The organism is Dellaglioa sp. CoH-55-MRSF-9 (assembly GCF_056782155.1).
Window position 1 is genome coordinate 338,781 of sequence record NZ_JBXAYG010000002.1, and the last position, 24,049, is coordinate 362,829.

Below are 24,049 nucleotides of genomic sequence, written 5' to 3' on the forward strand. Positions count from 1 at the left end.
TTATGAATTTAATCGTTTTTTACTACTTTTATTTCTCAAAAAGTAGGATTAATCTTCCGCAACATCGATAGCTTCTAATAGAATATTCAGTTCAGAACATTCTCTTTCAAGCGATTTTTCCTCTTGGAAAAAGCTATCTCGAATTGATGATTGTTGTCTGTTTCCAATGTTACTTCTAAGATCAGCAAGTTTTTGCATCGCTGCTTGATACTCACTCATAATATCAAGTTTACACCTACTCATTAAGTTACGCCTCCGAATGATGACAACAACTTGTTGTCAGTAATAATAATTTATAATGTCTAATTTAACACTTTTTTAATAACTTGTTAACCCTTTAAATATTACCGTTATGTTACAAAATAAAAAAGACATCACAATGTGATATCCCTCTTATTTTAAGCTACTATTTTAAATGGTTATTTTTACATTAATGATTGAACATCGCGTGCAATAACTAATTCTTCATCAGTAGGTATCGCAAAAATCTTAACGGCAGACTCTGGCGTGCTAAGCATAACCTGTTCACCCATTTTTTCGTTATTTTCAGCATCAAAGCCAACACCTAAATATGCTAAATGTTCAATAACGCGACGACGTACAATCCGATCATTCTCACCAAGACCAGCAGTGAAAATAATACCATCAACCCCTTGCATTTCTGCAATGTATTGACCAATATATTTAATAATATTTTGAACATAGATTTTAACAGCTAAATCAGCACGAGGATTTTTTCCTAATTGAGCTTTAACATCACGCATATCAGGAGAAATCCCTGAAATACCAACTAGCCCAGATTCACGATTCAAAATATTAATCATTTCATCTATATCAGTAATTTTTAATTGTCTCATCATGTAAGCAACTAACGATACATCTACATCACCTGAACGTGTTGCCATGGTAATTCCAGCAAGTGGTGTAAAGCCCATTGATGTATCAATTGATTTACCACCAACTGTAGCTGTAATTGATGCTCCTGCACCTAAATGTAATGTAATTAATTTTAACTCTTTAGGGTCTTTATCAATTAGTTTTTCGGCTTCTGAGACGACATAACGAACGCTTGTCCCATGAGCACCATAACGTCTTGCGGCATATTTTTCATACCATTCATAAGGTACACTGTACATGTAACTTTCTTCTGGCATCGTCTGATGGAAGGCTGTATCAAATACAGCGACACTTACTGCATCTGGTAAGATTTCTTCAAATGCCTGGATACCTAAAAGATTAGCTGGATTATGTAATGGTGCTAATTCAGATAATTCATTAATTTTTGCAATTGTATCGGCATTTACTAATGTTGATTTTTTGAAATATTCACCACCAGCAACAACGCGATGTCCAACACCGGAAATTTCATTAAAATCAGCAATAATATCCAATTGAAGCAATAATTTAAGTAATAACTGTACACCTACTGAATGATTGTCGATATCTAATACATCTTCATATTTTTTTCCGTTACCATATTTAATCGTTAAAATTGAGTCTTTAAGTCCAATTCTTTCAATCAATCCTTTAGCAATAACAGTTTCCTCTGGCATGCTAAATAATTGGAATTTTAAACTTGAACTACCTGCGTTAATTGCAATAATTTTTGTCATATTCTTCCTCCAATAATGATTTCATTTGGTATTAATTTAATCCTTAAAAAACAATTATTTTTTTAAGTAGTATATTAAACTAATATACTACTTATAGAAAACGCATACAACACTTTCAAGCAAAAAATGGTACACAGAATTTTATTTTCTGTCTACCATTATTTTTTGCCCGAATTCTTTCATTAAACTAAGCAGTAGAACTGCCTTATCTTCACCTAAAACATTTACCCAAGTATCAAACCGTTTCTTAATTGACTCAGTCACAACTCGTTCTACTTTTGCACCCTGATCAGACAAGCGTAGGTTTATTCTTCTTCTATCAACTGTGTCTTGTTCTTGATAGATGTATCTTAATTGTTTTAGTACGTTTAATTGGCGTGCAATTGCACTCCTTGAAACATTTCTTTTTTTAGCGATATCAACCATGCTTATATCTTCAGTGCTATGGATATCTTTTAAAATCAAGAATTGTTCAAAAGATAAATTAAACTCACTAGTAGGTTGTGAAATGAATCCTTCCACATTCTTAAAAGTTCCTAAATACATACTAATATAGTCATCCATTAACTTAGTTGTTGTCATTGCTAATTCTCCTCTGCATGTTCTACCTACAGTTAAATTTAGCATAAAACGCGGTTAATTACTATATCTAATCAACTGTATCTCTATTTTTCTTTTTCAGTTGATACCGTTAATTGTTTACGATTTACAAACGTCCAAACCACACCCAGTACTACGGCTGTAACAAGTAATGCAAGCACTGAACCAATCATACCAGAACCTTGGCTATTAATTGCATATGTGAAGCCATTTAATACATGTGTAACAGGTAAGAACTCTGCAAATACTTGATAAGCATTTGATAACATCGTATTTGGAATAACTTGTCCTGTAATCACTAATTGTACGAGTAGTAATGCTAAAGATAAGAGAATACCCATTGTTCCAAGGAGTTCGTCAATTACCACACATAAAAGAGTAAAGATTATTCCCGATAAGAACGTAAAGATTACGAAACTAATTGGATGTTCAATTGTTACACTAAAGAATAATGTTAATAAGAGAACTCCTGCTGTTTGAATAACAGAAATAAATAACATTAGGAAAAGGTTCTGTAACCAGTTTTGTGATAATTCATTCTTCTTACGGTATCTGAATAAAATTAATTGAGTTACAATTGCACCGACAAATAATGATAAAACAATCACTAATGGGGCAAATGTATTTTTCAAAGTTTTAGCGAGATTGTCACTTTCAGTTTCTGTTTTAACAGGTTCAACGAATTGAGCCACATTTTTTGGAGATGAATTGATATTACCAACCTGTGATGCTCCTGCTGCTAATTTAGTATTTAATAATGTTACACCATCATTAGCTGTATCCAATCCTGATGTTACTTGTTTAGACCCATCAGCTAATTTTTGTGAGCCATCAACTAATTGAGGACTAGCAGCTGCCAATTGTGTATCACCATCTGTTAATTGTGTACTTGCCGCTTTTAATTTCGAACTTCCATCTGTCAATTGTGTACTAGCAGTTGTCAATTGTGTACCACCACTAACAAGCTTATCAGATCCTGCTTTCAATTGTGTACCACCTGAAACTAACGTTTGTGTTCCTGCCTCAAGTTGTCCACCTGCTGTAACAAGTTTTTGCGATCCTGCTCTTAAAGCAGTAACACCTGTTATTAAAGTTGGTACATTACTATTTAATTGATTAATACCATCAGTTACTTGTCCTGTTCCTGCTGTATATCCTAAGATACCAGCTGACAATTTGTTAATACTACCTGTCATGATTGAATTCTTAATTGTTGCATTAATTGTTTTTTCACTTGTAACATCAACACCAGCACCATTAACACTAGCATTTAATTTACCAGCAACTTGTGCATTAGCATTTGATGCTATCACTAATGAATCAATTTGATCACTCAAGTCTTTTGTATCACCTAAAAGACCAATCATTGAATCGCTCGTCAAGGTATCAGTATTACTCAATAATGCAGTTGCTTGTGTCGAAATTTTAGCAAATTTTTCCAACATGGCTTTAAGATCTACATCACCCATTGTTGATTTAAATTCAGCCATTAAGCCACCTACATCACTCATCACTGCCTCTAACATCGCTTTTGTATCTGTTAAATTTTTACTTACCCCAGTTATATTTGTACCAACAGTTGTTATTGCTGTATCTGTTTTTGTGATTTGTTGTAAAACAGTGTCTTTTTCTTTTTGGCTCATTGTTGTTGAGTCATTAATCATCGTACGAACCTTCTTGTTAGAAGTCGATGCCTGACCTTTAGCTAATGTCAAACTAAACATCTTTTGTGTTGTATCTGAATTAATTGCATTCATTTGAGTTTGAACAGTTGTTAATTTATCCCCTGCCGCCATCAATTTTGTTACTAATCCAGGTAATGCTTGTAATGTTTCAATTGATCCTGAAATTTCTTCAAGTTCAGCTTTTAATTCTTTTGATCCTTGCTTTGTATCTTTAATTTGTTGAATTATTTCAGGAATATGATTAATAATTTCGCTACGAGATTTTAATCTTGTTTGAATTTGAGTTACACCAGTTTTAATACCAGTTGAATATGCTGTTAAACCTGCTACCGCCATCGGTAACGATTGGCTACCTGACATACTTGCAGCTAATGTTTTCGCACCATTATTTAAATCATTCGAGTTCGAATTTAATGTAGTTGCACCAGTTGCTAACGTGCCTACACCAGCTGCTAATGTAGATCCGCCAGTTTGCAACGTAGAAAGTCCCGCATCTAATGTTTTATTCCCATCAACATATTGAGTCACACCATTTGATAAGGTTGGTGCACTAGCAACAAGTGTATTAATTCCTGAGGCTAATTGATTATTACCATTCACCAGTGTACCTACACCAGTTGTATAGGTATTTACACCATCAGCTAAAGTATCAACCCCAGTTGTATAAGTATTTAATCCTGTTTTTAATGTCTGATTACCTTTATCAAAGGTCACCATACTTGTTGCCAATGTATTTAAATTTCTAGTAACTTCTTTACTACCATTTTTTAATTTAACGGTTCCTTTATTTAACGTTTTTACACCAGTTGAGGCTTCTTTAACACCTGAACCTAATTGTTTAACGGAACCAAGTAATGCAGAATCATACGCTTTTTGGATATTAGTTAAAACTTGTGATTTCAATTGTTCTGCAACCTGTTTTGTAATCAATTGCGAAACATAGTTATTTGTATCTGATTGTTTTGTTTTTAACAAACTCACTTTTGGCGTTTCATCAAGTGCAGTTGTTGCGTTTTTTGAAAAATTACTTGGCAATGTAACTGACATTGTATAATCGCCTGAATCTAAATGTTTTTTCGCAGTTTCTGCGCTAACAAACTCCCATTTGGCTTGTTTATTGGTTTTAAGAATTTTAGTAACTTCCTTACCAACGTCAATTGATTTTCCATTAAATGATGCTTCTTCATCGTTATTTATAATAGCTACTTTTAAATTTCCTGTGTCCATTTGTTGCTTACTTGAAACTAACTTATAGGTTCCATATGCAATTAAACTTGGAATTAAACATGCAATTGCGATATACGCAACTGACCTCTTATTCTTTGACATAAATTCTTTGAACAAAATTATCCACCCTCTCTTTTTAGTTAATGGCATTAACGATTATTCGTTCCGTTAACCTCATTAACGATATTATGACTATATGTGTTTTTGATTCTTTTGTCAAATAATTTTCTAAAAAAATATCCCCACTGTCATCTAATCAACAGTGGAGATATCATTAAAATTCAATTTTTGATTAAATAGTAATACATGAATTGACCAGGAGCAATTAGGATTAACCCTGCAAATTGCATGACATAAATTAATAAGCGCGTTAAATTTTCAGTTGATACTTTACGTGTATTCATTTCTTGTCTAGAGTGTGGTTCCTCTACCTCGTCAATTTTAACTTTTTGCACTAATTTTTTATTTAATCCATTTAACTCGAGATTATATGGATAAAAAGTTAAAAAATTCAAAATTAAATAATAATTAATTAATAACCGCCAATTAGATGGACCTATCAAATTTCCAATTGCTAAAAGAATAATTAAAGACGCTAATCCCTTTAACAAGGAAATTGAATAATATTTAAATCGTTTCACAATAACCCTCCAGGAATTTCGCTTAATTTTAGAATATCATAGTTACTTAAAAACATTGATGCTCAGTAAGAATCTTTACTATTTATTAACCATTAATTTAAAAAATCTGTTTTACCATGCTAAACTACTTTTTATAAAGTTAGTCATCTGGATGGCACCACTACACATACGAAATTCTCTCTAAGATCAGCTAACATGTCACAACATTTATTCATTTAAAAAAAATAAGCCTTTCCCAAATATTAAGTTCCTCAAAAATTAGGTTACTTATACCTAACTTTTGTGAATTCTTTAATTTAAGATATAGACTTTTAATGCAACATTAATTATCTAATAATAACAGCTTATTGACTCTTATTCTTGAACGATTCACAGCAATCATTGTTACAACATAAAGTGTTACAAAATAACTCGTTTCTATTGTTGTTCCAATAAAAGCGCAAACGAGAGCTAAAAAGAACATTCCATTGCCAAGGACTTGCCATTTTCGTTTCTCAATTGCGTAGTCTGCTAATATTTTAGTCTCTTCAGGACCTAGTGAGTCCACAGTTCTAACATTAGCTTGACGCACTTTAGTTAATTGTAGAGACAACTTAACATTATAAATAATCAAAATTGCCATAACTAAATATAAACCTATTTCCACCAGTACCCCTTCTCTCTTTTAATCTAATATGACTATTTTTTAATTCATTTTTACTTTATACTGAGTTAGTCCTATAAATAATAAAAGAGTTGCTAAATTACGCAACCCTCTTTATTATTTAACAACTAAGACATCACAAGGTGCTAAACGAGTAACGTAATTTGTAACTGCACCCATTAACATTCTTTCCACTGCCTTCAAGCCAGATTGACCCATGATAATTAAATCTGAATGATGATCTTCAATAAAATCTTTGGCAATTACTGTTTTAGGACTACCAAAACGAATATGAATATCAACATCTGTAAACCCATTTTTTACAATATCTTCTTTTAATTCATTCATATATGCTTCTGTATCTTCAAAAGTCTGATAGACGATTGAACCGCCCCCATCCATCATTCCTGAAAAACTTACAGAAAATTGACGCGTATCAATTACGTTTAAAATATCTAAATGTGCATGGTTTGCTTTAGCACTTTCTACTGCACGCTTTAATGCTTTTTCAGCTGAATCTGATCCATCAACTGGGACTAAAATATTTTTATATTCTTGTTCCATATTTGCCACCCCATATCTTTTATTTGTAGTTACAGTATATCATTAAAATTGTATTAGATGTTAGCGTTTTACCTACAAAATTTGAAATAAAGAAGGTTTTCAGTATGTTATTAAAAAGGATTTCTATTTTTAGTGCCCCCTACGTGGTTCGAGAGTTAACCGAAAAAGATCTAACTCAAATGTTAGAATTAGAAAAAAGTCAATCTACTTACCTAAAACTCCAAGGTAAACAAGATTTAGCCATTGAAGAAATAAAATCTGATTTAACTTCGATCCCGTTGTCAGTTAAAAGTGATCAAAAATGGACACTGGGCTTCTTCAAAGCAGATAAATTAGTAGCTATGATTGATTTTTTAACAGATTATCCTGAAGTTCAATCCGTTTGGATTGGTCTATTATTAGTTTCGAAAAACGAAGAACAACAAGGTATCGCGACACATTTATTAAAAGCCCTGCTTAAATCTTTTAAATCTGAACAGTTTACCAATGTACAAACGCTGAAATACGAACAAGAAGAAGTAAATCAAAAATTATTGGAAAAATTTAATTTCACTGATAAACAATCGCTAATCTTAAAAAGCCCTGATGGAGTCGACATCCCTGCAATACTTTCAAAATTAGATTTATAAAGCAAAATTATTATCTAATTCTCTTAATAACATTTTTATCTTTTTTCATTTCCTATGATTTTAGTCATCTAGGTGTTATGATTAATATAGTAAGAAACTGGAGGAAGAAAACATATGAGCAAAAATTTATTAGCAGATCTTGAGAAAAACTTCATCACAAGCGATGAAACTTCTAAAACATTTAAGGTTCCAAGCAAAAAGGAAGATCTAACAATAAAGATTGACAATGATATTTTTGAAAAAGTTTCTAAAGATGACGAAAAATTAGAACGTTTAATCAAAAATTTACTTAAATTCAGTTCAAAGAGTAAGGCTAAAGAATTAATTTCAATTAATAAACGTAACTACCGTATCTTCATGTAACCTACAAAACTAGCCTAGTTGAGACTAACTCTTGAGGCTAGTTTTTTTAATCCTTGTCAATCTAGCATTTTTATCTTAAACTATTACTCAAGGAGTGATTTATATGTTCTTAACAACCGGAGATGTTAACCGTTCTTATGCTATTAAAGGCATCGTTAATGCGACAGCCAAGATTGTACTAGAAGCCGATGAAATTGATCGTGTAGATGATTTTGATACCTTATATGATCGTGTCCAAGCAGAACTAGCAGAACGCGCAATTAATAAAGGTGGCGACGGGATTATTAACGTTCATTTCGAACCACAAACTGTTCGTGTAACGATTGCCCCAAGATTCTTAGTTTTACATGGCTACGGTACTGTTATTGAGTTTTCAAAGTAATTTATTTTGCGCTTGTGGCGGAACTGGCAGACGCGCAGCGTTCAGATCGCTGTTTGGGTTTCCAAGTGCAGGTTCGATTCCTGTCAGGCGCATTGTTATCATTGATATACCATCGTTTAACCAACTTTTATGTGGTTTTTGTGTGGTTAACATCTAATTTACCGTATATATTGATCCAATTCGTATTTATTTACGAGTTGGATTTTTTAATTAATAAAATGAATATGTTTCATATACTATTTAAAAAGGAGAAAAAATACTATGACTTATTTACAATCTTTCGTTGCGACTTTACCAGCCATTTTTGCTGCCTCCGCCGCAATATTTAGTGCTATTTCTTTCTCACAACAGCAATAAAATAAGTAAGCGTCAAGAACAATATGAAAGGCAAAAAAATATTATTCAAATATCATCGCGTATTACGGCATCTGCTAGTTCTTACTCTACTGAAACAGGGATACCTCAGGTAACCATTACAAACTATTCAAATTATGTTATTCATGATGTTATCATCATTCCTACTATGAATGAAAGTTCTGTCGTGTTACCTGATTTTAAGCAGTTTTTTAAAAACCACAATGATTTTGGTACCCCTAGGATTCTCGCCTTAGCAAGTGAACCAATAACGATGAGCTATCCGTTACCTGATATGGGCATGTCTAGGCACTGTGTATATTGTATCGTCTATACAGACCCGTTCGGTAATTATATATATACAGACAGGAAAGACCTACCTCATACAGACCCTGATATTTATACCAAGCTAATAAAATATGGTAGATCAATACCTGATTTAATACACTCTGTTTAACAAAAAAGCAAACTCCTTAATTATTAAAGAGTTTGCTTTTTAAATTATCTAATCAAATAAAAAATTGTAGAAATGTTCTTCTACAATTTTTTCTCACGTTAATTTATTTTTTTAATCTTTTATATATAAATAAATAGCCTAGTTCATAGATGATAAAAGCACTCACAATATAAATCTCATTCAAGCCAGTACTTTTTCTATAAGGTATGGCTACAACCATTACTATTAATATTATTACGTACGTAACAAGAATAAAATAATCTAAATGATGTCGTTCTAACCATTGGCGTGAAGGAAAGAAAACTGTTATTAATATCGCGATAATTGCCCAAAAAATAGGTTGTATTTGCATTAGTTCATCTCCTTACAGGTAAATAAAAACAATCGTATGTGCTGTCCAATAAGCAACTGTATCATTAAAATGTAAATGTTTAACTAATGCTTTTCTCATTCCAGTTTCTATCTTTCCTTCAAAAATATATTAAATAACGTTGATACACATTCATATCTACGCTTTATTTATGTAGTTGTTTAATGTCTAAGTTTTAAGACTAACTTATCGTAGTAATTATACTACATACTCAGTATAGACACTAAACTATTCAGTTTGTTGTCTACCTACTTTAGATAAAAAACAAGGGGATCAGAAATATATCTGAATACCTTGTTTTTTATCATACATTTATTCTTTATCTTTTAATTTTTTTTCTAAATTCAAAACTTTAACAATTGTTATGTTTAGTAATTCTTCCCTAATTTTAGTTATTTCATACGATAATTCAAGCAATTTATTTTTAATATTTAAAAAATATACAAATTGTACGATAAAGATTAAAAATAATACAAATAAAATAATAAATAAATTAGGCTCGCTCATTATTTATCTCCTCTAAATTCTTTTAATCTATCTTTTTCTTTCTCAATCTTTTTATTACCATTATTTATTGACTTTTTTATCCTTACTATAGAAAGAGTAAGATATAAATTCATCATAAACACAAATAATAACACCGTTAGCATTGCTGGAATTGCCATCTATATTATCTCCTATATTCTTTATTCTTGTGGCAATGTATCAACCAAAAGTCCAAAAGCAGCAACTGCTGGAGCTGCTACTAATAATTCTGGTATAGAAGCAACAAACGCTACAGCCATGATAACCGCTGACCAATAACAATCCATGCTCCGACAATTTCCAATCCACTAACTATATCATAAACATAATTATACGAAACTTCGGGATATATGGGACTAACCACTGGTTGCTTATAATAAATTTCAATCGTATCTGATATTTTATTACTTTCATCACCCTCTGTATATGATTCATTATACGTTATCTTCATACCAATTTGCCAAGGTTCTTCTGCCCTTGTTGCAACTCCCATTATTAACATCCCGTTTTGGAGATTACCCGCAATACGATTAACTATTCCCATGGTATCTAAATAATTAATAACACCATATTTAATCTTCATTATATCAGCTATATCATTTTGAAAAGAACTCTCCATTTACCATTGTGAATGGTAAATGGAGAAGATGAATTTCCTGTCTCTACACTCCAACTATCTTTAACTGTAAGCCATGCATCTATCCCTGGAAGAACCGTAGGACCATATGTTTTTCCCATTTCAAATGTTATATCTTTAAAAGAATTTAACATTTGCACTGATTTAATAAATCGATGTGTCACCTTATTTACAGATATATCCTCCGATACATCAAAATTCTTACAGCCTAAATCCTTACCTGATGAAGAGACTTGATCAATATCAACTCCACCATGCGTATATTCAGTAAATTGATCAAAGTCCCAACCCTCAGGCATTGGGAACCCTAAGTTTCCACTCCATCCCGTTGACATATTTGAAACATAGAAATTATTTATTTTGTTTCTTTTAGCGTGTAAACATATGTTTCTCGTTCCATAAATACCATCGCTAGGTAGAATACCAAAATAAGCTGTATAATTTTTATTTAAATTTCGTTGCATTGAACGAATATTTTAATCGCCACCCTCGAGTATCTCTTTTTGATTTGTTTTCATCCTCTATTTATTAATTTTCTTTATAATCAACTCTTTGAAATTAGCAGAACTGATATTAACATATAGGTAACATAAGGTTCTTTTTTTCAAATTAAAATCAATCTTTATGATAAACATTTGTAAATATTGAAATAATTATTAGTAGTATTCCAAATATAATCGTTATAAGTATAGCTTGCAAAAAATCAGAACTAATTCCTAGTGACGAGAACAAAATAGAGTTATTTCCTATCCTGATATTTTTAATACTTTCATAGCGTGCAATAGCTGCGATTTGATAACCAGGCCACAATTTTAAAGTATGCTGCATAAAAGCTGGAAGATCCCCATAAACAATATAAGTTCCTGAAAGAAAACCGGACATAGTACCAACAATTGCTGACAATGATGAAAAACTAGACGTAGTATTTAAAAAATCTGTCACCAATGAAAACAGTAAACTTGAAAATACAATTAGTAAAACATTAAATAGAAATACTACAAAAAATGTTACATTATAAGCATTATAATGATAAGTTAGAGATAGATACGCATAACATATTAATGAGAAAATAAATGTCGACACAATACCTTCCATGACTGACGTCAAAGTATACAATTGATTAATTGTACTACTTTTTATTTGACTGTTAACAATAAAATCATCTAATCTCTTATTCTTTTTATCTTCCAGTTTTTGACCAAATGCGATTAGTGTACTAGTCATTGAGACAATAGAAATCAACCCAGAAATCATCCATGTATCAATAAACTGTTCACTATGATTAATTCCAGCCAAAGAATCGACTAAATTAGAGCGAAGAAAAAATATATAAATTACAAGACTTATAACCATACCTAAAAATGAAAAAAAGATACCAACTTTATCTTTTATGAAAATTAGAATGTTTCTTTGAATAAACTGTTTATTCATCCTTAAATTCCTTCCTCCATATTTTTAAATAAGTCAGTATAGGTTGCCTTTCTTATTTCAAAGTTTTCATTTATCAAATGATTATCTTCAATAAATCTCACTGCTTCTGCAGACGTATTAAAATACCTATCATCTTCAGTTTTATTCAAAATTAATTTAACTTTTGAAATTTTATTCATAAATGTAACCATTTCTCCAAAATATTTAACAGTTCCATTTGATACGAAAATAATTTTATTGGCATTTTCTAATTCGCTTAATAGATGAGTAGTAAATAACACACCACAATTATTCTCTTTTAAATACTCATCAAGATCATTCCAAATTAATTGACGTATATCAACATCAATTCCAGCTGACATTTCATCTAATAGTAAGCAATTCGGCTCTACAGCAATCGCTCTTAAATAATTAACAATACGTTTCTGCCCACCAGATAAGCTAGAATACTTTAAGGACTCATTGATGTTCAAGTTTTTCATTTTTTCCTGAATACTTTTTATTTTTTCTTTATTTTTAATTCTGAAACGTAAGTTTTGAATAACGGTCAAATCATCATCAAGAACATTGTTTTGAAAAACAGTCGCTAATTTAACATTAGTTTTAATTATTTTCCCCGTTGATGGCATTAATAACTCCATCATAATATTCAGAATGGTTGTTTTTCCTGATCCATTTAAACCAACGAGAGCAATTTTATCTCCTTGATTGAGATAAAAAGAAACGTCTTTTAGAATACTTCCTCTTGATACATTATCTACTACTAACTTCATTTGACCACCTCATAAAAGTGACTATTTTTCATTCTATCCACGAACAAATTGAATATAATCTGATACATAGTAAACTAAAAACAAACTTTGAACCAGAATTATTATAACACCATGTTAATCGCTTACATAATATTTTGAAGTTTTAATTCAAATATTGTGACGAAGACTGAAAATACGCTTCTACTGATACCATACTGTTTACTAACTTACGTCTTCAATTTAGTTCCCATTAACTATGTTTAAACGGTTTAAATTTTGTATTAAAGTGGAAATTTAATCATAAAAATACCCCTAACGTTTTTCAACATTAGGGGTATAGGTTACATTATTTTTTACAAATGATTACATATTAACGATACTTTAAAGATGATAAATCTTTTAAAAAAAGCCATCCTAAATGTATATTAGTATCATACAAGTATATAAAATTAATTATTTACTTGATCAATTCGTATATTCCTTCAGCATATATGGCAGCAGCTTTCAGCACGTCATCTAAAGGAATAAATTCATTGGCCTGATGCATTGTATCAGGTACACCTGGGAACATTGCACCAAAAGCAACACCACGTTTTAGGAGACGACCATACGTCCCACCACCAACGACTAAACCTTCAGCTTTTTCGCCAGTTTGTTTCGTATAAACACCTAATAATGTTTTAACCAAAGGATCTTCTGGTGAAACGTAATGAGGTCCTTGTAACCTACCTGCTTCAATTACAACATTCATTTCATTTGTTACATTTTCAAGACCACGTTTAATATCTACTTCCGTCATACCTTTAGGGAAGCGGAAATTCAAGGCAATTTGTCCACCTTTATCAGCTTTAAATGTGAAAATTCCAGAATTCATCGTTAAATCGCCCATGATATCATCAGTGAAGGCAATACTAAAGTTGTTCATACGTGAATCTCTGTGTAAGTAATCAGCAGCCAAACGAAGATAGTTAGCAGCATCCCCACCAAAATTAAATTGGTTCAAGAATAATGCCAAGAAAGTTCCGGCATTTTCTCCATTTTTAGGTTCTTGTGCATGGGCTGCTTTTCCTACCATCGAGATAGTCACAATATCATTATTGCGTTCCATTTTACCTGTAACAATATTAGCAGCAATAAAATCGTTAAATACTTCTTCCATCTCAGCGCCGTCTTCTGTTTTAATAACAGCTTTAGCATCGCGAGGAACCATATTTTCACGGAGGCCAGCATCAAATTCAAGCAATTGATCCTTATCTCCATTTGATCCTTTAAAGTTTAAGAAGTAAGTAATATTTCCCTTTTCACCATTAATGATTGGGAAAAATGCATCTGGTGAAAATCCAAAATCAGGTTCAGGCATATTTTCAAGGTAATGAGTCATTCCTCTCCAACCACTTTCTTCATCCGTTCCAATAATAAATCGAACTTTTTTAGAAACTGGTAATCCTAATTCTTGAATGATTTTTAAACCATAATATGCAGCCATTCCTGGTCCTTTATCATCTGAGGCACCGCGAGCATAAATTCGACCATCTTTCACGACTGGTGTGAATGGATCAGTATCCCAACCGTTACCAGCAGGCATAACGTCAACGTGAGCTAAAATACCTAACGTTTCATCCCCCTCACCAAATTCGATATGTCCGGCTAAACCATCAAGGTTTAATGTTTCAAAACCATCACGCGTTCCAATTTCTAAGAATTTATCTAACCCAGCTTTAGGTCCTGGACCTAAAGGTGCTTCAGTTGTTGCAATTGATTCATCACGAACACTTTCAATTTTTAACATTGCAAATAAATCTTCTAATAAGGCGTCTTGACGCTTTTCAACTTCTGCTTTCCAATCTATACTCATTTGAATTCCTCCTAAAATATTAGTAAGCCCATTTTATCACAAAATTTTAATAATCGGTATTTAAAAGCGTATTCAGTTAGATATATTGATAGACCTTACTACTCAATAAAGGAACATCAAAAACAAATAAAATAATAAAAAATTGCTGGCTAGTTACGCCAACAATTTTCTATTTGATTGATTCAATTTCTTCATCTGTTAAAGCACGATAGCGGCCTAACGATAGCGTTGGTTCTAACTCTAAAGTAGCCATTTTTTTACGTTCAAGTCTGATAACTTTCATACCGATAGCTCCAAACATTCGTTTGATTTGATGATACTTACCTTCAGTAATCGTAATTAAAACTTCTGAGATATTTGAATCACTATTATAAGATTCAACAATTAATTTTGCAGGTTTAGTTTGCATCCCATCTTTTAATAGCAATCCGGTTTCAAATTTAATCACATCGTCAGTAGTCACTTGCCCATCAACTTTAGCAAAGTACACTTTATCGATATGATGTTTTGGTGACAACATCTGATGACCTAATTGTCCATCATTTGTAATAAGCAATAGTCCAGTTGTATCCTTATCCAACCGTCCAACTGGAAATAAATCATCCCGATAATCGACGCTATTGAACAAATCCATCACTGTCTTTTGTTTCCTATCTTTAGTTGCCGTTAACACACCTGCTGGTTTATTTAAAAGATAATAATAATATTTTTGATAGTGAATTACATCACCATCTACCTGAATAACCGATTTTGATGGACTAACCTGAAGTTTAATGCTAGTGATTAACTCGCCATCAACAATCACTTTCTTCTGTTTAATAATTTTTCGAACATCACTTCTTGTACCAAATTGCGTTTCCGTCAAAAATTTATCAATTCTCATTTTAAATTAAACCTCACTTAATTCTCAATCTACGGCGTAATCCAGCAACCCGTTCGCCCAATATTTTGTCGGCTAATCTTGTTTTTAAACTGAAGTAAATATATATGTAGCCACCTAATCCAGCGGCAGCAATAATTGTGATAATTGCACTAATTCGGCTGTCTATTGGTAAAAATAGATAAGCAATTTTTACTACTATAAATGCGGTAAAAAATGTTATTAGTGCATAAAGCATCATTTTATTTAATCTTGTTTGTATTAATTTTACATTTAAATGGAACATTTTGTGTAATGAGCGAATCATTAGCCATGAACTTACGCCCATCCCGATCCCTGTAGCTGCTAATGGCCCAAAGGCACCTAACCAAGCTACTAATGGATATTGAACAATTAATTTAACTACCACTCCAACGACAAAATATATAATTGCTTTTTTATTTTGATAAACACCTTGTAAAATAGCAGAAACAACTGTGAATAATCCTAAGAAGATTGATTCATACGCTGAAAATTGTAAAACATAGATTCCAACTGGATCATACCCATAGAAAACAACATATAGTGGGTGAGCAACAGCTGCCATCCCTAAGGCACAAGGTAACATTACGAAAAAGAACAATTGTAAGGTGTCAGAAGTTTGTTCACTCAAAGCCTTTTTATCATTTCTTGTATATGCCTCAGATAATAACGGAATAGCTGTAATAGACATGGCAGACGCAATAGAAATAATAATCATAACTAATTTATTAGCATTAAAACTAAATAATGCCCACAGTTCATTTTGAATCGTTCGTGAGTAGTTTGTAACATGGCTCATAATACCAAAGAAGGTATACTGATCAATCAATCCAAAAATCGTAATGGCAGCGCCAATAATAATAAAAGGAATAGATTCCCTGATAACTTCTTTAATAATTTGTTTGGTAGAAATTGTTAACTTATTATCACTATTGGCAACTAATCGATCCAATTCTGGTTTTCGACGATAAAAATACCATACTAAAACTAGCATTCCGCCTAAGGCCCCAATAAAAGCCGCAAAAGTTGACTGCGTTACACCTGTAATATAACTACCATGACTAATTTTCATGATGATAAAAGTTGCGGCAAGCATATAAATAACTCGAGCAATTTGTTCAAAGAACTGTGAAATTGCTGACGGAGCCATTTCCTGATAGCCTTGAAAAAAGCCTCGTATTAAACTCATCATAGGAATAATCAATAATGCCCAAGATAAGGATCTAAAGACTGGAATCACATTCTTATCACCACTTGTAATGTATGGTGCGATAATCCATAATATTACTGCACAGACTACACCCATAATCGCCATTAAAGCCATCCCATATTTAAATAGGCGTCTTCCAATACCATATTCATTTTGTGCATTGTAATGCGCAACCTGCTTAGCTACGGCTGAAGGAACACCAGCAACAGCAATCATTAAGAAGAAACTGTAAACGTTATAACCCATACTATAAAGTGCATTAGCTTGTAATCTATCTGGTCCCAACCACATATTCCATGGAATAATATAAATTGCCCCTAAAACTCTTGAAAAAATACTACCAGCAGTCATCCAAGCTGATCCTTGCAACATCTTTTGTTTAGCGTCATTTTGTTCAGAAGCTGCTTGGCCCTCTACTTCGATATCTTCATCCATTACTTTTGTACCCTACTTTCTGATCATACTTAATCTTACCATTTTATAGCTTTTAAAATTCAGTTGCAATTTATTTTTTGAATTTTAACCAAAAATAAATAGGAACCACAAAATATCGATAATTTTGTAGTCCCCGTTTACTTAAATTAAAGCTTTAATTTGCGACAATATTAACTAACTTACCAGGGACAGCAATTACTTTTCGAATTGTTTTACCTTCAAGTTCTTCTTTAATTTTGTCATCATTTAAAGCCATTTTTTCTAATTCATCTTTAGTTGCATCTTTTGAAACCACGCTATGTTGACGCACTTTACCATTTACTTGTAAGACAATTTCAACTGTATTTTCAACAAGTTTACTTTCATCAAATATTGGCCATGCAGCATAACTAATTGATTCCTTATTTCCTAACAACGACCAAACTTCTTCAGCCATGTGTGGCGCTATTGGTGCAATCAATTGAATAAATCCTTCAACTTGTTCTTTAGCTAACGATTTAACTTTAAAAGCTTCATTAACAAAAATCATCAATTGTGAAATAGCTGTATTAAAATGAAGTGCTTCGTAATCTTCAGTTACTTTTTTTACTGTTTGATTATAAATCTTATCAAGTTCACCATCATTTTTATCAACAATAGCTGCGCTAATTTGATTATCTTCATCCATAATTAAACGCCAAATACGTTCAATAAATTTATGCGAACCATTTAACCCATCTTCGCTCCAAGCAATTGAGGCATCTAATGGACCCATAAACATTTCATAAAGGCGCAAAGTATCCGCACCAAAACGTTCAACGATATCATCTGGATTAACCACGTTACCTTTAGACTTAGACATTTTTTCATGATTATCGCCCAAAATCATCCCTTGATTAACTAACTTTTGGAACGGCTCTTTAGTAGGTACAACGCCAATATCGTACAAGAATTTATGCCAGAACCTTGCGTATAGCAAATGTAACACAGCATGTTCTGCACCCCCAACATAAACGTCAACAGGTAACCATTCTTCTAACTTTTTATGGTCAGCAATTTCATTAGGGTTATGTGGATCAATAAAACGAACAAAGTACCATGAACTACCAGCCCATTGTGGCATCGTATTCGTTTCACGTTTACCTTTACGCCCATTTTCGTCGACAACATTAATCCAGTCAGTTAAGTTGGCTAATGGACTCTCACCTGTTCCAGAGGGTTTAATATCCGTTGCTTCAGGTAATTCAAGTGGTAACTGATCTACAGGGACTGTTGTTGTTTCGCCATCTTCCCAGTGAATAATAGGAATTGGTTCACCCCAATATCGTTGTCTTGAAAATAACCAATCACGTAATTTATAATTTGTTTTCTTTTCACCAATGTTATTATCTTCCATCCAAGCAATAGCTTTTTCGATAGCATCAGCTTTCACTAAGCCATTTAAAAAACCAGAATTAATATATTTACCAGGTTCAGTATTTGCTTCATCAGTTATTTCAGGTCCTTCTATAACGGGTAAAATATCCAATCCATATTTAGTTGCAAATTCGAAATCTCTTTCATCATGTGCAGGTACTGCCATAACAGCACCAGTTCCATACGATGCTAGAACATAATCAGCAATCCAAATTGGTAATTTTTTACCATTTACAGGATTTATTGCGTAAGAACCAGTAAATACCCCAGTTTTATCTTTAGCTAAATCAGTTCTCTCTAAATCTGACTTAACTTCTATTTCTTTTTGATAAGCCTTAACAGCATCCTTTTGAGAATCAATAGTAATTTTATCAATTATATCTAATTCTGGTGCGACAATAATATAAGAAACACCATAAATAGTTTCAGGACGTGTCGTAAAGACATCAATTTTTATATCATCATGTTGATCGACTTTAAAGTTAACGCTAGCACCAGTTGATTTTCCAATCCAATTTCTTTGTTGCTCTTTGATGCTATCTGGCCAATCTAAATCGTCTAAATCTGAAAGTAAGCGATCAGCATAAGCAGTAATTTTTAAGACCCATTGGCGCATTGGTTTTCTGACAATTGGGTACCCGCCACGTTCTGTTTTACCATCAATAACTTCTTCATTAGCAACAACAGTTCCTAAATCAGGACTCCAGTTAACGGCAACTTCATCTTCATACGCTAAACCTTTTTCATATAATTTTTCAAAAATCCATTGTGTCCATTTATAATAATCAGGATCAGTCGTATTTAACTCACGACTCCAATCATATGAAAGTCCCAAGGATTTAATTTGACGCCTAAAATTATCAGTATTCGTTTTAGTAAATGCTTTAGGGCTATGTCCAGTATCAAGTGCATACTGTTCAGCTGGAAGACCAAAGGCATCCCATCCCATTGGATGTAAGACATTAAATCCTTGCATTCTCTTCATTCGAGCCAAAATATCTGTAGCCGTGAAACCTTCTGGATGTCCAACATGAAGTCCTTGCCCGGATGGATACGGAAACATATCTAATGCATAATAATTTTTCTTTTCAGGATCTTCAGTCGTTTTAAATGTCTGATTTGCATCCCAAAATGCTTGCCATTTTTGTTCGATTTCTTTATGGTTATATGCCATGTGTATTACTTCCTTTCTGATTATATATACAAAAAAGTCCTATAGAAGATAAACTTCTATAGGACGAATTTTCCGCGGTACCACCTATTATTCCAGTATAAAATACTGACTCTTTTTCATAACGTGAAATAACGTTCGCACCTACTACCGTTCAGTGAGAAAACTCAAGGATGAGTTCAAATAACCAACTATGTATATTTCCACTCCCATATACTCGCTGAAATAGTTAGTTACTTTACTAGTTCCTCTTAATCGTTTTATATTATTTTTAGTGTAGCAAACGAACCCTGTTATTGCAAATAATCTTTAGTCTTTTTATCGAATAAATTAATAATAATTGCAAGAATTACAATAAAAATACCTGCTATATATATCCCATGAAGACCTTGATACAAAACTTCACGTAATTTTGGTATTAAATGTTGCGGTAGTTGGTTAGCCGTTTGCGGATTAATTAAAATATCCATCATGCTGTCCTTTGTTCCAGGTGTTTTTACTATTTCCTTATGCATTTGTGTATTAAATATGATCCCAAAGACTGAAATCATTAATGTTTGTCCTAATGTACGACTTAAAGTATTAAATGATGTAGCCACACCTACGTCAGCCTGTGGTACTAAACTCTGTGCAGTAACTGTCGTAGTTGTAATGGTAATCCCAAATCCAATCCCTAGTACAGCCGAAATGATAAAGAAAAGATAAAAAGGTGTATTTATAGGCAAAGTACCTAGTGCAATGGCACCCACTAAAATAAAAAATAGACTAATCGATAAAACTTTTTTTGGTGTCCAAGCTGCCATCATACTTCCAGCAAAAAAGGAACCAGCTATCCATAAGATGGAACTGGGTGTTACTGCAAATCCTGCCATTGATGCTTTTAATCCTAATATTCCTTGAGTCCATGTTGGTATATAAACTTCAAATCCAATTAAAAATCCAGATATTAATGCTGCTACTACATTTTGAATCACAAATGTTCTATTATTAAAAAGTTTCAATGAAATAATTGGATCTTCAACTCTTTTTTCCCATTGAATAAATAATAAAAGCGACATAATAAATATAAAGAAAGAAATTAAAACAATCAGGTCTATACCATCATCGCCCCAACGTTGAAAACTATATAAAATAGATAAAATACTAAGCATTAATAATATACTGCCTAAAAAATCTATTTTTGAACTCATAATTCTTCGCTTTTCTTTGAAAAAAATTTGTATCATTGCTATCGTCACTAACCCAATAGGTAAATTAATGAAAAATACCCAGTGCCAATTAAGATGATCAACAATGAAACCACCTAACAATGGTGCAACTATTGACGCTATACCCCAAGCAGATCCGTTTAATCCCATTATTTTAGCACGTTTGTCCACAGAATAAATATCAGCAATTATAGTAAATGACACTGGCATTATAGCACCCGCCCCGATACCTTGAATAGCCCGCGAAATAATTAATGTGGCCATACTATTAGAAAATCCACAGAGAGTTGAACCAACCAAAAATATGACAAGACCAAAAATAAATACTGGTTTACGTCCTAAAACATCTGCGAGCTTACCGTATATTGGTGTCATCATGGCATTAGTTAATAAATATATTGAAAAAACCCAATTCATTAATGAAACACCATGAAGTTCACCAACAATAGTTGGCATAGCTGTTGAAACAATTGTTCCTTCAACGGCTGTTAAAAATGTTGCTACAAATATAGCAATTGTAACTAATTTTACATTTGTTTTTGAATTCATAAAGTACCTCCTAAATAAAAAATGACTCTATTAAAATGATATTTAATAAAGTCATTTTTTATTTTAATTTAATTCGTTAAGTAAACTTTTAATCTTATCTGTTTTTTCCCAAGGTAAGTCAATATCTGTACGACCAAAATGACCATATGCTGCTGTCTGTTTATATATTGGGCGACGTAAGTCTAACATTTCAATAATTCCTGCAGGCCGTAAATCAAAAATTTTACGAACAGCTTGAACTAAATCCAATTCGTCATATTTAGATGTACCAAATGTATTAATATTAATTGATACAGGTTGAGCAACCCCAATTGCATACGCAAGTTGAACCTCAACCTGTGATGCAATTTTAGCTGCAACTATATTTTTTGCAATATAGCGAGCAGCATAACTAGCTGAACGATCAACTTTTGTTGCATCTTTACCGGAGAAAGCACCTCCACCATGATGTGCATATCCACCATATGTATCAACAATTATTTTTCTTCCAGTAAGTCCAGCATCACCCTTTGGACCACCGATAACAAATCGTCCGGTTGGATTAATATAATACTTTGTATCTGAATCCAACAAATCAGGGTCAATAATAACTTTAATTACTTTTTCAATCATATCATCTTGAATTTGTTTCAATTCCGTTTTTTCATCATGTTGTGTAGAAATAACAACAGTGTCAATTCTAAATGGTTGACCTTTATCATTATATTCAACAGTTACCTGTGCCTTAGCATCAGGTCTTAAGTATTCTAATTCCTTATTTTTTCGTAAACTTGCAACACGTTGCATTAATTTGTGACTAATTGAAATCGGTAATGGCATGAGTTCCGGTGTTTCGTCTACCGCATATCCGAACATTAATCCTTGATCACCTGCACCAATCTGATCTAAAGGATCTAAATCACCGTTTTTAGTTTCTAAAGATGTATCAACACCTAATGCAATATCAGGAGATTGTTCATCTATAGCAACCATAACAGCACAATTATCACCATCAAAACCAACTTGTGAATTAATATATCCAATTTCCTTAATAGTTCGTCTTACTACCTGCTGAATATCAACGTAGGCATTTGTTGATATTTCACCAACTACAAGAACTAAACCAGTTGTTACAGTTGTTTCGCAAGCAACCCTAGCATTAGGATCCTTTTCTAAAAGTGCATCTAATATTGCATCACTTATTTGATCTGCAACCTTATCCGGATGACCCTCTGATACCGATTCTGACGTGAATAGATGTTTTTCAGTCATTTTTATCTCCTTAAAGTAAATAAAATTAAAAAAAGAACCTCAACTATAAAAGTTTAGGTTCCAATAATACCTGTGACGGTCCTAACCGGATTTGAACCGGTGATCTTCCGCGTGACAGGCGGACGTAATAACCCCTATACCATAGGACCAATTGCGGGAGCAGGATTTGAACCTACGACCTTCGGGTTATGAGCCCGACGAGCTACCAGACTGCTCCATCCCGCGATAATATTAAACTGACCCGTACGGGATTTGAACCCATGTTACCGCCGTGAAAGGGCGGTGTCTTAACCACTTGACCAACGGGTCATAACACGAAAAACGGAGAAGGAGGGATTCGAACCCTCGCGCCATTTTCACGACCTACACCCTTAGCAGGGGCGCCTCTTCAGCCACTTGAGTACTTCTCCATAAATTATTGATGGGCCTAAATGGACTCGAACCATCGACCTCACGCTTATCAGGCGTGCGCTCTAAACCAGCTGAGCTATAGGCCCAAAATCATAAAAGCGGGTGACGAGAATCGAACTCGCGACAACAGCTTGGAAGGCTGTGGTTTTACCACTAAACTACACCCGCAAAATATTATAAATAAATGGCGCAGGACAGAATCGAACTGCCGACACATGGAGCTTCAATCCATTGCTCTACCAACTGAGCTACTGAGCCATTAAACGGTCCTAACCGGATTTGAACCGGTGATCTTCCGCGTGACAGGCGGACGTAATAACCCCTATACCATAGGACCTTCGATGGAGGTTACAGGGCTTGAACCTGTGACCCTCTGCTTGTAAGGCAGACGCTCTCCCAACTGAGCTAAACCTCCAACATACACTATTTACTTTATATGACCCGTACGGGATTTGAACCCATGTTACCGCCGTGAAAGGGCGGTGTCTTAACCACTTGACCAACGGGTCAATTTGCAACGGAGAATAAGGGATTCGAACCCTTGAAACAGGAAACCCGTTTACATGATTTCCAATCATGCTCCTTAGACCAACTCAGACAATTCTCCACATTACAAAATAAAAACTCCGGCAGTAGGACTCGAACCTGCGACATCTTGATTAACAGTCAAGCGCTCTACCAACTGAGCTATGCCGGAATAAAATAATAAAAAAAGCATGGCAACGTCCTACCCTCGCAGGGGGCGACCCCCAACTACTCTTGGCGCTAAGAAGCTTAACTTCTGTGTTCG

At 33.2% G+C, this 24,049-nt stretch carries 23 protein-coding genes, 13 tRNA genes, 1 rRNA gene and 1 other annotated feature; of the genes, 4 read left to right on the forward strand and 33 right to left on the reverse strand.

Annotated features, from left to right (window positions below):
- Window positions 1-48: 48 nt before the first annotated feature.
- From AC1RPV_RS03500 to AC1RPV_RS03530, 7 genes are all read right to left on the reverse strand, one after another.
- The gene (locus AC1RPV_RS03500) at window positions 49-243 is read right to left on the reverse strand and encodes a hypothetical protein (RefSeq protein WP_057973343.1); all 195 of its coding nucleotides are present in this window, start codon (window positions 241-243) and stop codon (window positions 49-51) included.
- 182 nt (window positions 244-425) lie between these two features.
- Window positions 426-1,613, reverse strand: a complete 1,188-nt coding sequence (locus tag AC1RPV_RS03505) for an acetate/propionate family kinase (RefSeq protein WP_481761169.1) — start codon at window positions 1,611-1,613, stop codon at window positions 426-428.
- 141 nt (window positions 1,614-1,754) lie between these two features.
- Complete coding sequence (locus AC1RPV_RS03510) at window positions 1,755-2,195, reverse strand: MarR family transcriptional regulator (protein ID WP_409022730.1); 441 nt, start codon at window positions 2,193-2,195, stop codon at window positions 1,755-1,757.
- Between the two features lie 83 nt (window positions 2,196-2,278).
- The gene (locus AC1RPV_RS03515) at window positions 2,279-5,242 is read right to left on the reverse strand and encodes a YhgE/Pip family protein (RefSeq protein ID WP_481761168.1); all 2,964 of its coding nucleotides are present in this window, start codon (window positions 5,240-5,242) and stop codon (window positions 2,279-2,281) included.
- A 164-nt stretch (window positions 5,243-5,406) separates the two neighbouring features.
- Entirely contained in the window at window positions 5,407-5,766 is a 360-nt protein-coding gene (locus tag AC1RPV_RS03520) for a hypothetical protein (RefSeq protein ID WP_481761167.1), read from the reverse strand.
- A 322-nt stretch (window positions 5,767-6,088) separates the two neighbouring features.
- A complete protein-coding gene (locus AC1RPV_RS03525) occupies window positions 6,089-6,412 on the reverse strand; it encodes a hypothetical protein (protein WP_481761166.1) in 324 nt (107 codons plus the stop codon).
- 114 nt (window positions 6,413-6,526) lie between these two features.
- On the reverse strand, window positions 6,527-6,973 hold the full coding sequence (locus AC1RPV_RS03530; protein ID WP_481761165.1) for a universal stress protein: 447 nt from the start codon (window positions 6,971-6,973) through the stop codon (window positions 6,527-6,529).
- 104 nt (window positions 6,974-7,077) lie between these two features.
- On the opposite strand from AC1RPV_RS03530, the gene AC1RPV_RS03535 reads away from it, so the two are divergent.
- The 4 genes from AC1RPV_RS03535 (at window position 7,078) to AC1RPV_RS03550 (ending at window position 8,439) form a co-directional block, all read left to right on the forward strand.
- Entirely contained in the window at window positions 7,078-7,602 is a 525-nt protein-coding gene (locus AC1RPV_RS03535; RefSeq protein ID WP_481761164.1) for a GNAT family N-acetyltransferase, read from the forward strand.
- A gap of 114 nt (window positions 7,603-7,716) precedes the next feature.
- On the forward strand, window positions 7,717-7,965 hold the full coding sequence (locus AC1RPV_RS03540) for a hypothetical protein (protein ID WP_057973335.1): 249 nt from the start codon (window positions 7,717-7,719) through the stop codon (window positions 7,963-7,965).
- Window positions 7,966-8,068: 103 nt separating this feature from the next.
- Window positions 8,069-8,347 carry a hypothetical protein gene (locus AC1RPV_RS03545; RefSeq protein WP_409022736.1) on the forward strand — a complete coding sequence of 93 codons (279 nt, stop codon included), beginning with the start codon at window positions 8,069-8,071 and terminating at the stop codon, window positions 8,345-8,347.
- Window positions 8,348-8,355: 8 nt separating this feature from the next.
- Window positions 8,356-8,439, forward strand: a tRNA-Leu gene (locus AC1RPV_RS03550).
- A gap of 822 nt (window positions 8,440-9,261) precedes the next feature.
- Here AC1RPV_RS03550 and AC1RPV_RS03555 read toward each other — a convergent pair.
- The 26 genes from AC1RPV_RS03555 to rrf form a co-directional block, all read right to left on the reverse strand.
- Entirely contained in the window at window positions 9,262-9,510 is a 249-nt protein-coding gene (locus AC1RPV_RS03555) for a hypothetical protein (RefSeq protein ID WP_481761163.1), read from the reverse strand.
- Between the two features lie 330 nt (window positions 9,511-9,840).
- On the reverse strand, window positions 9,841-10,035 hold the full coding sequence (locus tag AC1RPV_RS03560) for a hypothetical protein (protein ID WP_481761162.1): 195 nt from the start codon (window positions 10,033-10,035) through the stop codon (window positions 9,841-9,843).
- Window positions 10,035-10,193: a hypothetical protein gene (locus tag AC1RPV_RS03565; RefSeq protein ID WP_481761161.1), complete on the reverse strand. Its 159-nt coding sequence runs from the start codon at window positions 10,191-10,193 to the stop codon at window positions 10,035-10,037. Before AC1RPV_RS03565 ends, AC1RPV_RS03560 begins: the two co-directional genes overlap by 1 nt.
- Window positions 10,194-10,303: 110 nt before the next feature.
- Window positions 10,304-10,636, reverse strand: a complete 333-nt coding sequence (locus AC1RPV_RS03570) for a hypothetical protein (RefSeq protein WP_481762171.1) — start codon at window positions 10,634-10,636, stop codon at window positions 10,304-10,306.
- An 8-nt stretch (window positions 10,637-10,644) separates the two neighbouring features.
- Window positions 10,645-11,154 (reverse strand): hypothetical protein, encoded by a 510-nt coding sequence (locus AC1RPV_RS03575; protein WP_481761159.1) that lies wholly within the window; start codon window positions 11,152-11,154, stop codon window positions 10,645-10,647.
- A gap of 151 nt (window positions 11,155-11,305) precedes the next feature.
- On the reverse strand, window positions 11,306-11,986 hold the full coding sequence (locus AC1RPV_RS03580; protein ID WP_481761158.1) for a hypothetical protein: 681 nt from the start codon (window positions 11,984-11,986) through the stop codon (window positions 11,306-11,308).
- Window positions 11,987-12,123: 137 nt separating this feature from the next.
- Window positions 12,124-12,894: an ATP-binding cassette domain-containing protein gene (locus AC1RPV_RS03585; RefSeq protein WP_481761157.1), complete on the reverse strand. Its 771-nt coding sequence runs from the start codon at window positions 12,892-12,894 to the stop codon at window positions 12,124-12,126.
- A gap of 436 nt (window positions 12,895-13,330) precedes the next feature.
- A complete protein-coding gene (pepV, locus tag AC1RPV_RS03590; protein ID WP_481761156.1) occupies window positions 13,331-14,728 on the reverse strand; it encodes a dipeptidase PepV in 1,398 nt (465 codons plus the stop codon).
- A 169-nt stretch (window positions 14,729-14,897) separates the two neighbouring features.
- Window positions 14,898-15,611, reverse strand: coding sequence for a pseudouridine synthase (locus tag AC1RPV_RS03595; protein WP_481761155.1), 714 nt, complete (start codon window positions 15,609-15,611; stop codon window positions 14,898-14,900).
- A 13-nt stretch (window positions 15,612-15,624) separates the two neighbouring features.
- The gene (locus AC1RPV_RS03600) at window positions 15,625-17,274 is read right to left on the reverse strand and encodes a putative polysaccharide biosynthesis protein (protein ID WP_481761154.1); all 1,650 of its coding nucleotides are present in this window, start codon (window positions 17,272-17,274) and stop codon (window positions 15,625-15,627) included.
- Between the two features lie 154 nt (window positions 17,275-17,428).
- Window positions 17,429-19,843 carry a leucine--tRNA ligase gene (leuS, locus tag AC1RPV_RS03605; RefSeq protein ID WP_481761153.1) on the reverse strand — a complete coding sequence of 805 codons (2,415 nt, stop codon included), beginning with the start codon at window positions 19,841-19,843 and terminating at the stop codon, window positions 17,429-17,431.
- A gap of 56 nt (window positions 19,844-19,899) precedes the next feature.
- Window positions 19,900-20,105 (reverse strand) — a binding site (T-box leader).
- Between the two features lie 28 nt (window positions 20,106-20,133).
- On the reverse strand, window positions 20,134-21,597 hold the full coding sequence (locus AC1RPV_RS03610; RefSeq protein ID WP_481761152.1) for an MDR family MFS transporter: 1,464 nt from the start codon (window positions 21,595-21,597) through the stop codon (window positions 20,134-20,136).
- 63 nt (window positions 21,598-21,660) lie between these two features.
- Window positions 21,661-22,848 carry a methionine adenosyltransferase gene (gene metK, locus AC1RPV_RS03615; RefSeq protein ID WP_481761151.1) on the reverse strand — a complete coding sequence of 396 codons (1,188 nt, stop codon included), beginning with the start codon at window positions 22,846-22,848 and terminating at the stop codon, window positions 21,661-21,663.
- 76 nt (window positions 22,849-22,924) lie between these two features.
- Window positions 22,925-22,997 (reverse strand) — tRNA-Asp (locus AC1RPV_RS03620).
- A 2-nt stretch (window positions 22,998-22,999) separates the two neighbouring features.
- Window positions 23,000-23,073 (reverse strand) — tRNA-Met (locus AC1RPV_RS03625).
- Window positions 23,074-23,085: 12 nt separating this feature from the next.
- A tRNA-Glu gene (locus AC1RPV_RS03630) sits at window positions 23,086-23,157 on the reverse strand.
- Between the two features lie 13 nt (window positions 23,158-23,170).
- A tRNA-Ser gene (locus tag AC1RPV_RS03635) sits at window positions 23,171-23,258 on the reverse strand.
- A gap of 12 nt (window positions 23,259-23,270) precedes the next feature.
- Window positions 23,271-23,345, reverse strand: a tRNA-Ile gene (locus AC1RPV_RS03640).
- A gap of 11 nt (window positions 23,346-23,356) precedes the next feature.
- Window positions 23,357-23,427, reverse strand: a tRNA-Gly gene (locus tag AC1RPV_RS03645).
- A 17-nt stretch (window positions 23,428-23,444) separates the two neighbouring features.
- Window positions 23,445-23,517, reverse strand: a tRNA-Phe gene (locus AC1RPV_RS03650).
- Window positions 23,518-23,523: 6 nt separating this feature from the next.
- Window positions 23,524-23,596, reverse strand: a tRNA-Asp gene (locus AC1RPV_RS03655).
- Between the two features lie 5 nt (window positions 23,597-23,601).
- A tRNA-Val gene (locus AC1RPV_RS03660) sits at window positions 23,602-23,674 on the reverse strand.
- A 22-nt stretch (window positions 23,675-23,696) separates the two neighbouring features.
- Window positions 23,697-23,768, reverse strand: a tRNA-Glu gene (locus AC1RPV_RS03665).
- A 9-nt stretch (window positions 23,769-23,777) separates the two neighbouring features.
- Window positions 23,778-23,866 (reverse strand) — tRNA-Ser (locus AC1RPV_RS03670).
- A gap of 17 nt (window positions 23,867-23,883) precedes the next feature.
- Window positions 23,884-23,956, reverse strand: a tRNA-Asn gene (locus AC1RPV_RS03675).
- A gap of 17 nt (window positions 23,957-23,973) precedes the next feature.
- Window positions 23,974-24,049, reverse strand: a 5S ribosomal RNA gene (gene rrf / locus AC1RPV_RS03680); the annotation flags it as partial.

Excerpts from the sequence above, each read along its gene's own strand:
- AC1RPV_RS03500 (WP_057973343.1), bottom strand. The coding sequence starts at position 243 with ATGAGTAGGTGTAAACTTGATATTATGAGTGAGTATCAAGCAGCGATG.
- AC1RPV_RS03505 (WP_481761169.1), bottom strand. The coding sequence starts at position 1,613 with ATGACAAAAATTATTGCAATTAACGCAGGTAGTTCAAGTTTAAAATTC.
- AC1RPV_RS03510 (WP_409022730.1), bottom strand. The coding sequence starts at position 2,195 with ATGACAACAACTAAGTTAATGGATGACTATATTAGTATGTATTTAGGA.
- AC1RPV_RS03530 (WP_481761165.1), bottom strand. The coding sequence starts at position 6,973 with ATGGAACAAGAATATAAAAATATTTTAGTCCCAGTTGATGGATCAGAT.
- AC1RPV_RS03535 (WP_481761164.1), top strand. The coding sequence starts at position 7,078 with ATGTTATTAAAAAGGATTTCTATTTTTAGTGCCCCCTACGTGGTTCGA.
- AC1RPV_RS03540 (WP_057973335.1), top strand. The coding sequence starts at position 7,717 with ATGAGCAAAAATTTATTAGCAGATCTTGAGAAAAACTTCATCACAAGC.
- AC1RPV_RS03545 (WP_409022736.1), top strand. The coding sequence starts at position 8,069 with ATGTTCTTAACAACCGGAGATGTTAACCGTTCTTATGCTATTAAAGGC.
- AC1RPV_RS03555 (WP_481761163.1), bottom strand. The coding sequence starts at position 9,510 with ATGCAAATACAACCTATTTTTTGGGCAATTATCGCGATATTAATAACA.
- AC1RPV_RS03560 (WP_481761162.1), bottom strand. The coding sequence starts at position 10,035 with ATGAGCGAGCCTAATTTATTTATTATTTTATTTGTATTATTTTTAATC.
- AC1RPV_RS03565 (WP_481761161.1), bottom strand. The coding sequence starts at position 10,193 with ATGGCAATTCCAGCAATGCTAACGGTGTTATTATTTGTGTTTATGATG.
- AC1RPV_RS03570 (WP_481762171.1), bottom strand. The coding sequence starts at position 10,636 with ATGAAGATTAAATATGGTGTTATTAATTATTTAGATACCATGGGAATA.
- AC1RPV_RS03575 (WP_481761159.1), bottom strand. The coding sequence starts at position 11,154 with ATGCAACGAAATTTAAATAAAAATTATACAGCTTATTTTGGTATTCTA.
- AC1RPV_RS03585 (WP_481761157.1), bottom strand. The coding sequence starts at position 12,894 with ATGAAGTTAGTAGTAGATAATGTATCAAGAGGAAGTATTCTAAAAGAC.
- pepV (WP_481761156.1), bottom strand. The coding sequence starts at position 14,728 with ATGAGTATAGATTGGAAAGCAGAAGTTGAAAAGCGTCAAGACGCCTTA.
- AC1RPV_RS03595 (WP_481761155.1), bottom strand. The coding sequence starts at position 15,611 with ATGAGAATTGATAAATTTTTGACGGAAACGCAATTTGGTACAAGAAGT.
- AC1RPV_RS03600 (WP_481761154.1), bottom strand. The coding sequence starts at position 17,274 with ATGGATGAAGATATCGAAGTAGAGGGCCAAGCAGCTTCTGAACAAAAT.
- leuS (WP_481761153.1), bottom strand. The coding sequence starts at position 19,843 with ATGGCATATAACCATAAAGAAATCGAACAAAAATGGCAAGCATTTTGG.
- AC1RPV_RS03610 (WP_481761152.1), bottom strand. The coding sequence starts at position 21,597 with ATGAATTCAAAAACAAATGTAAAATTAGTTACAATTGCTATATTTGTA.
- metK (WP_481761151.1), bottom strand. The coding sequence starts at position 22,848 with ATGACTGAAAAACATCTATTCACGTCAGAATCGGTATCAGAGGGTCAT.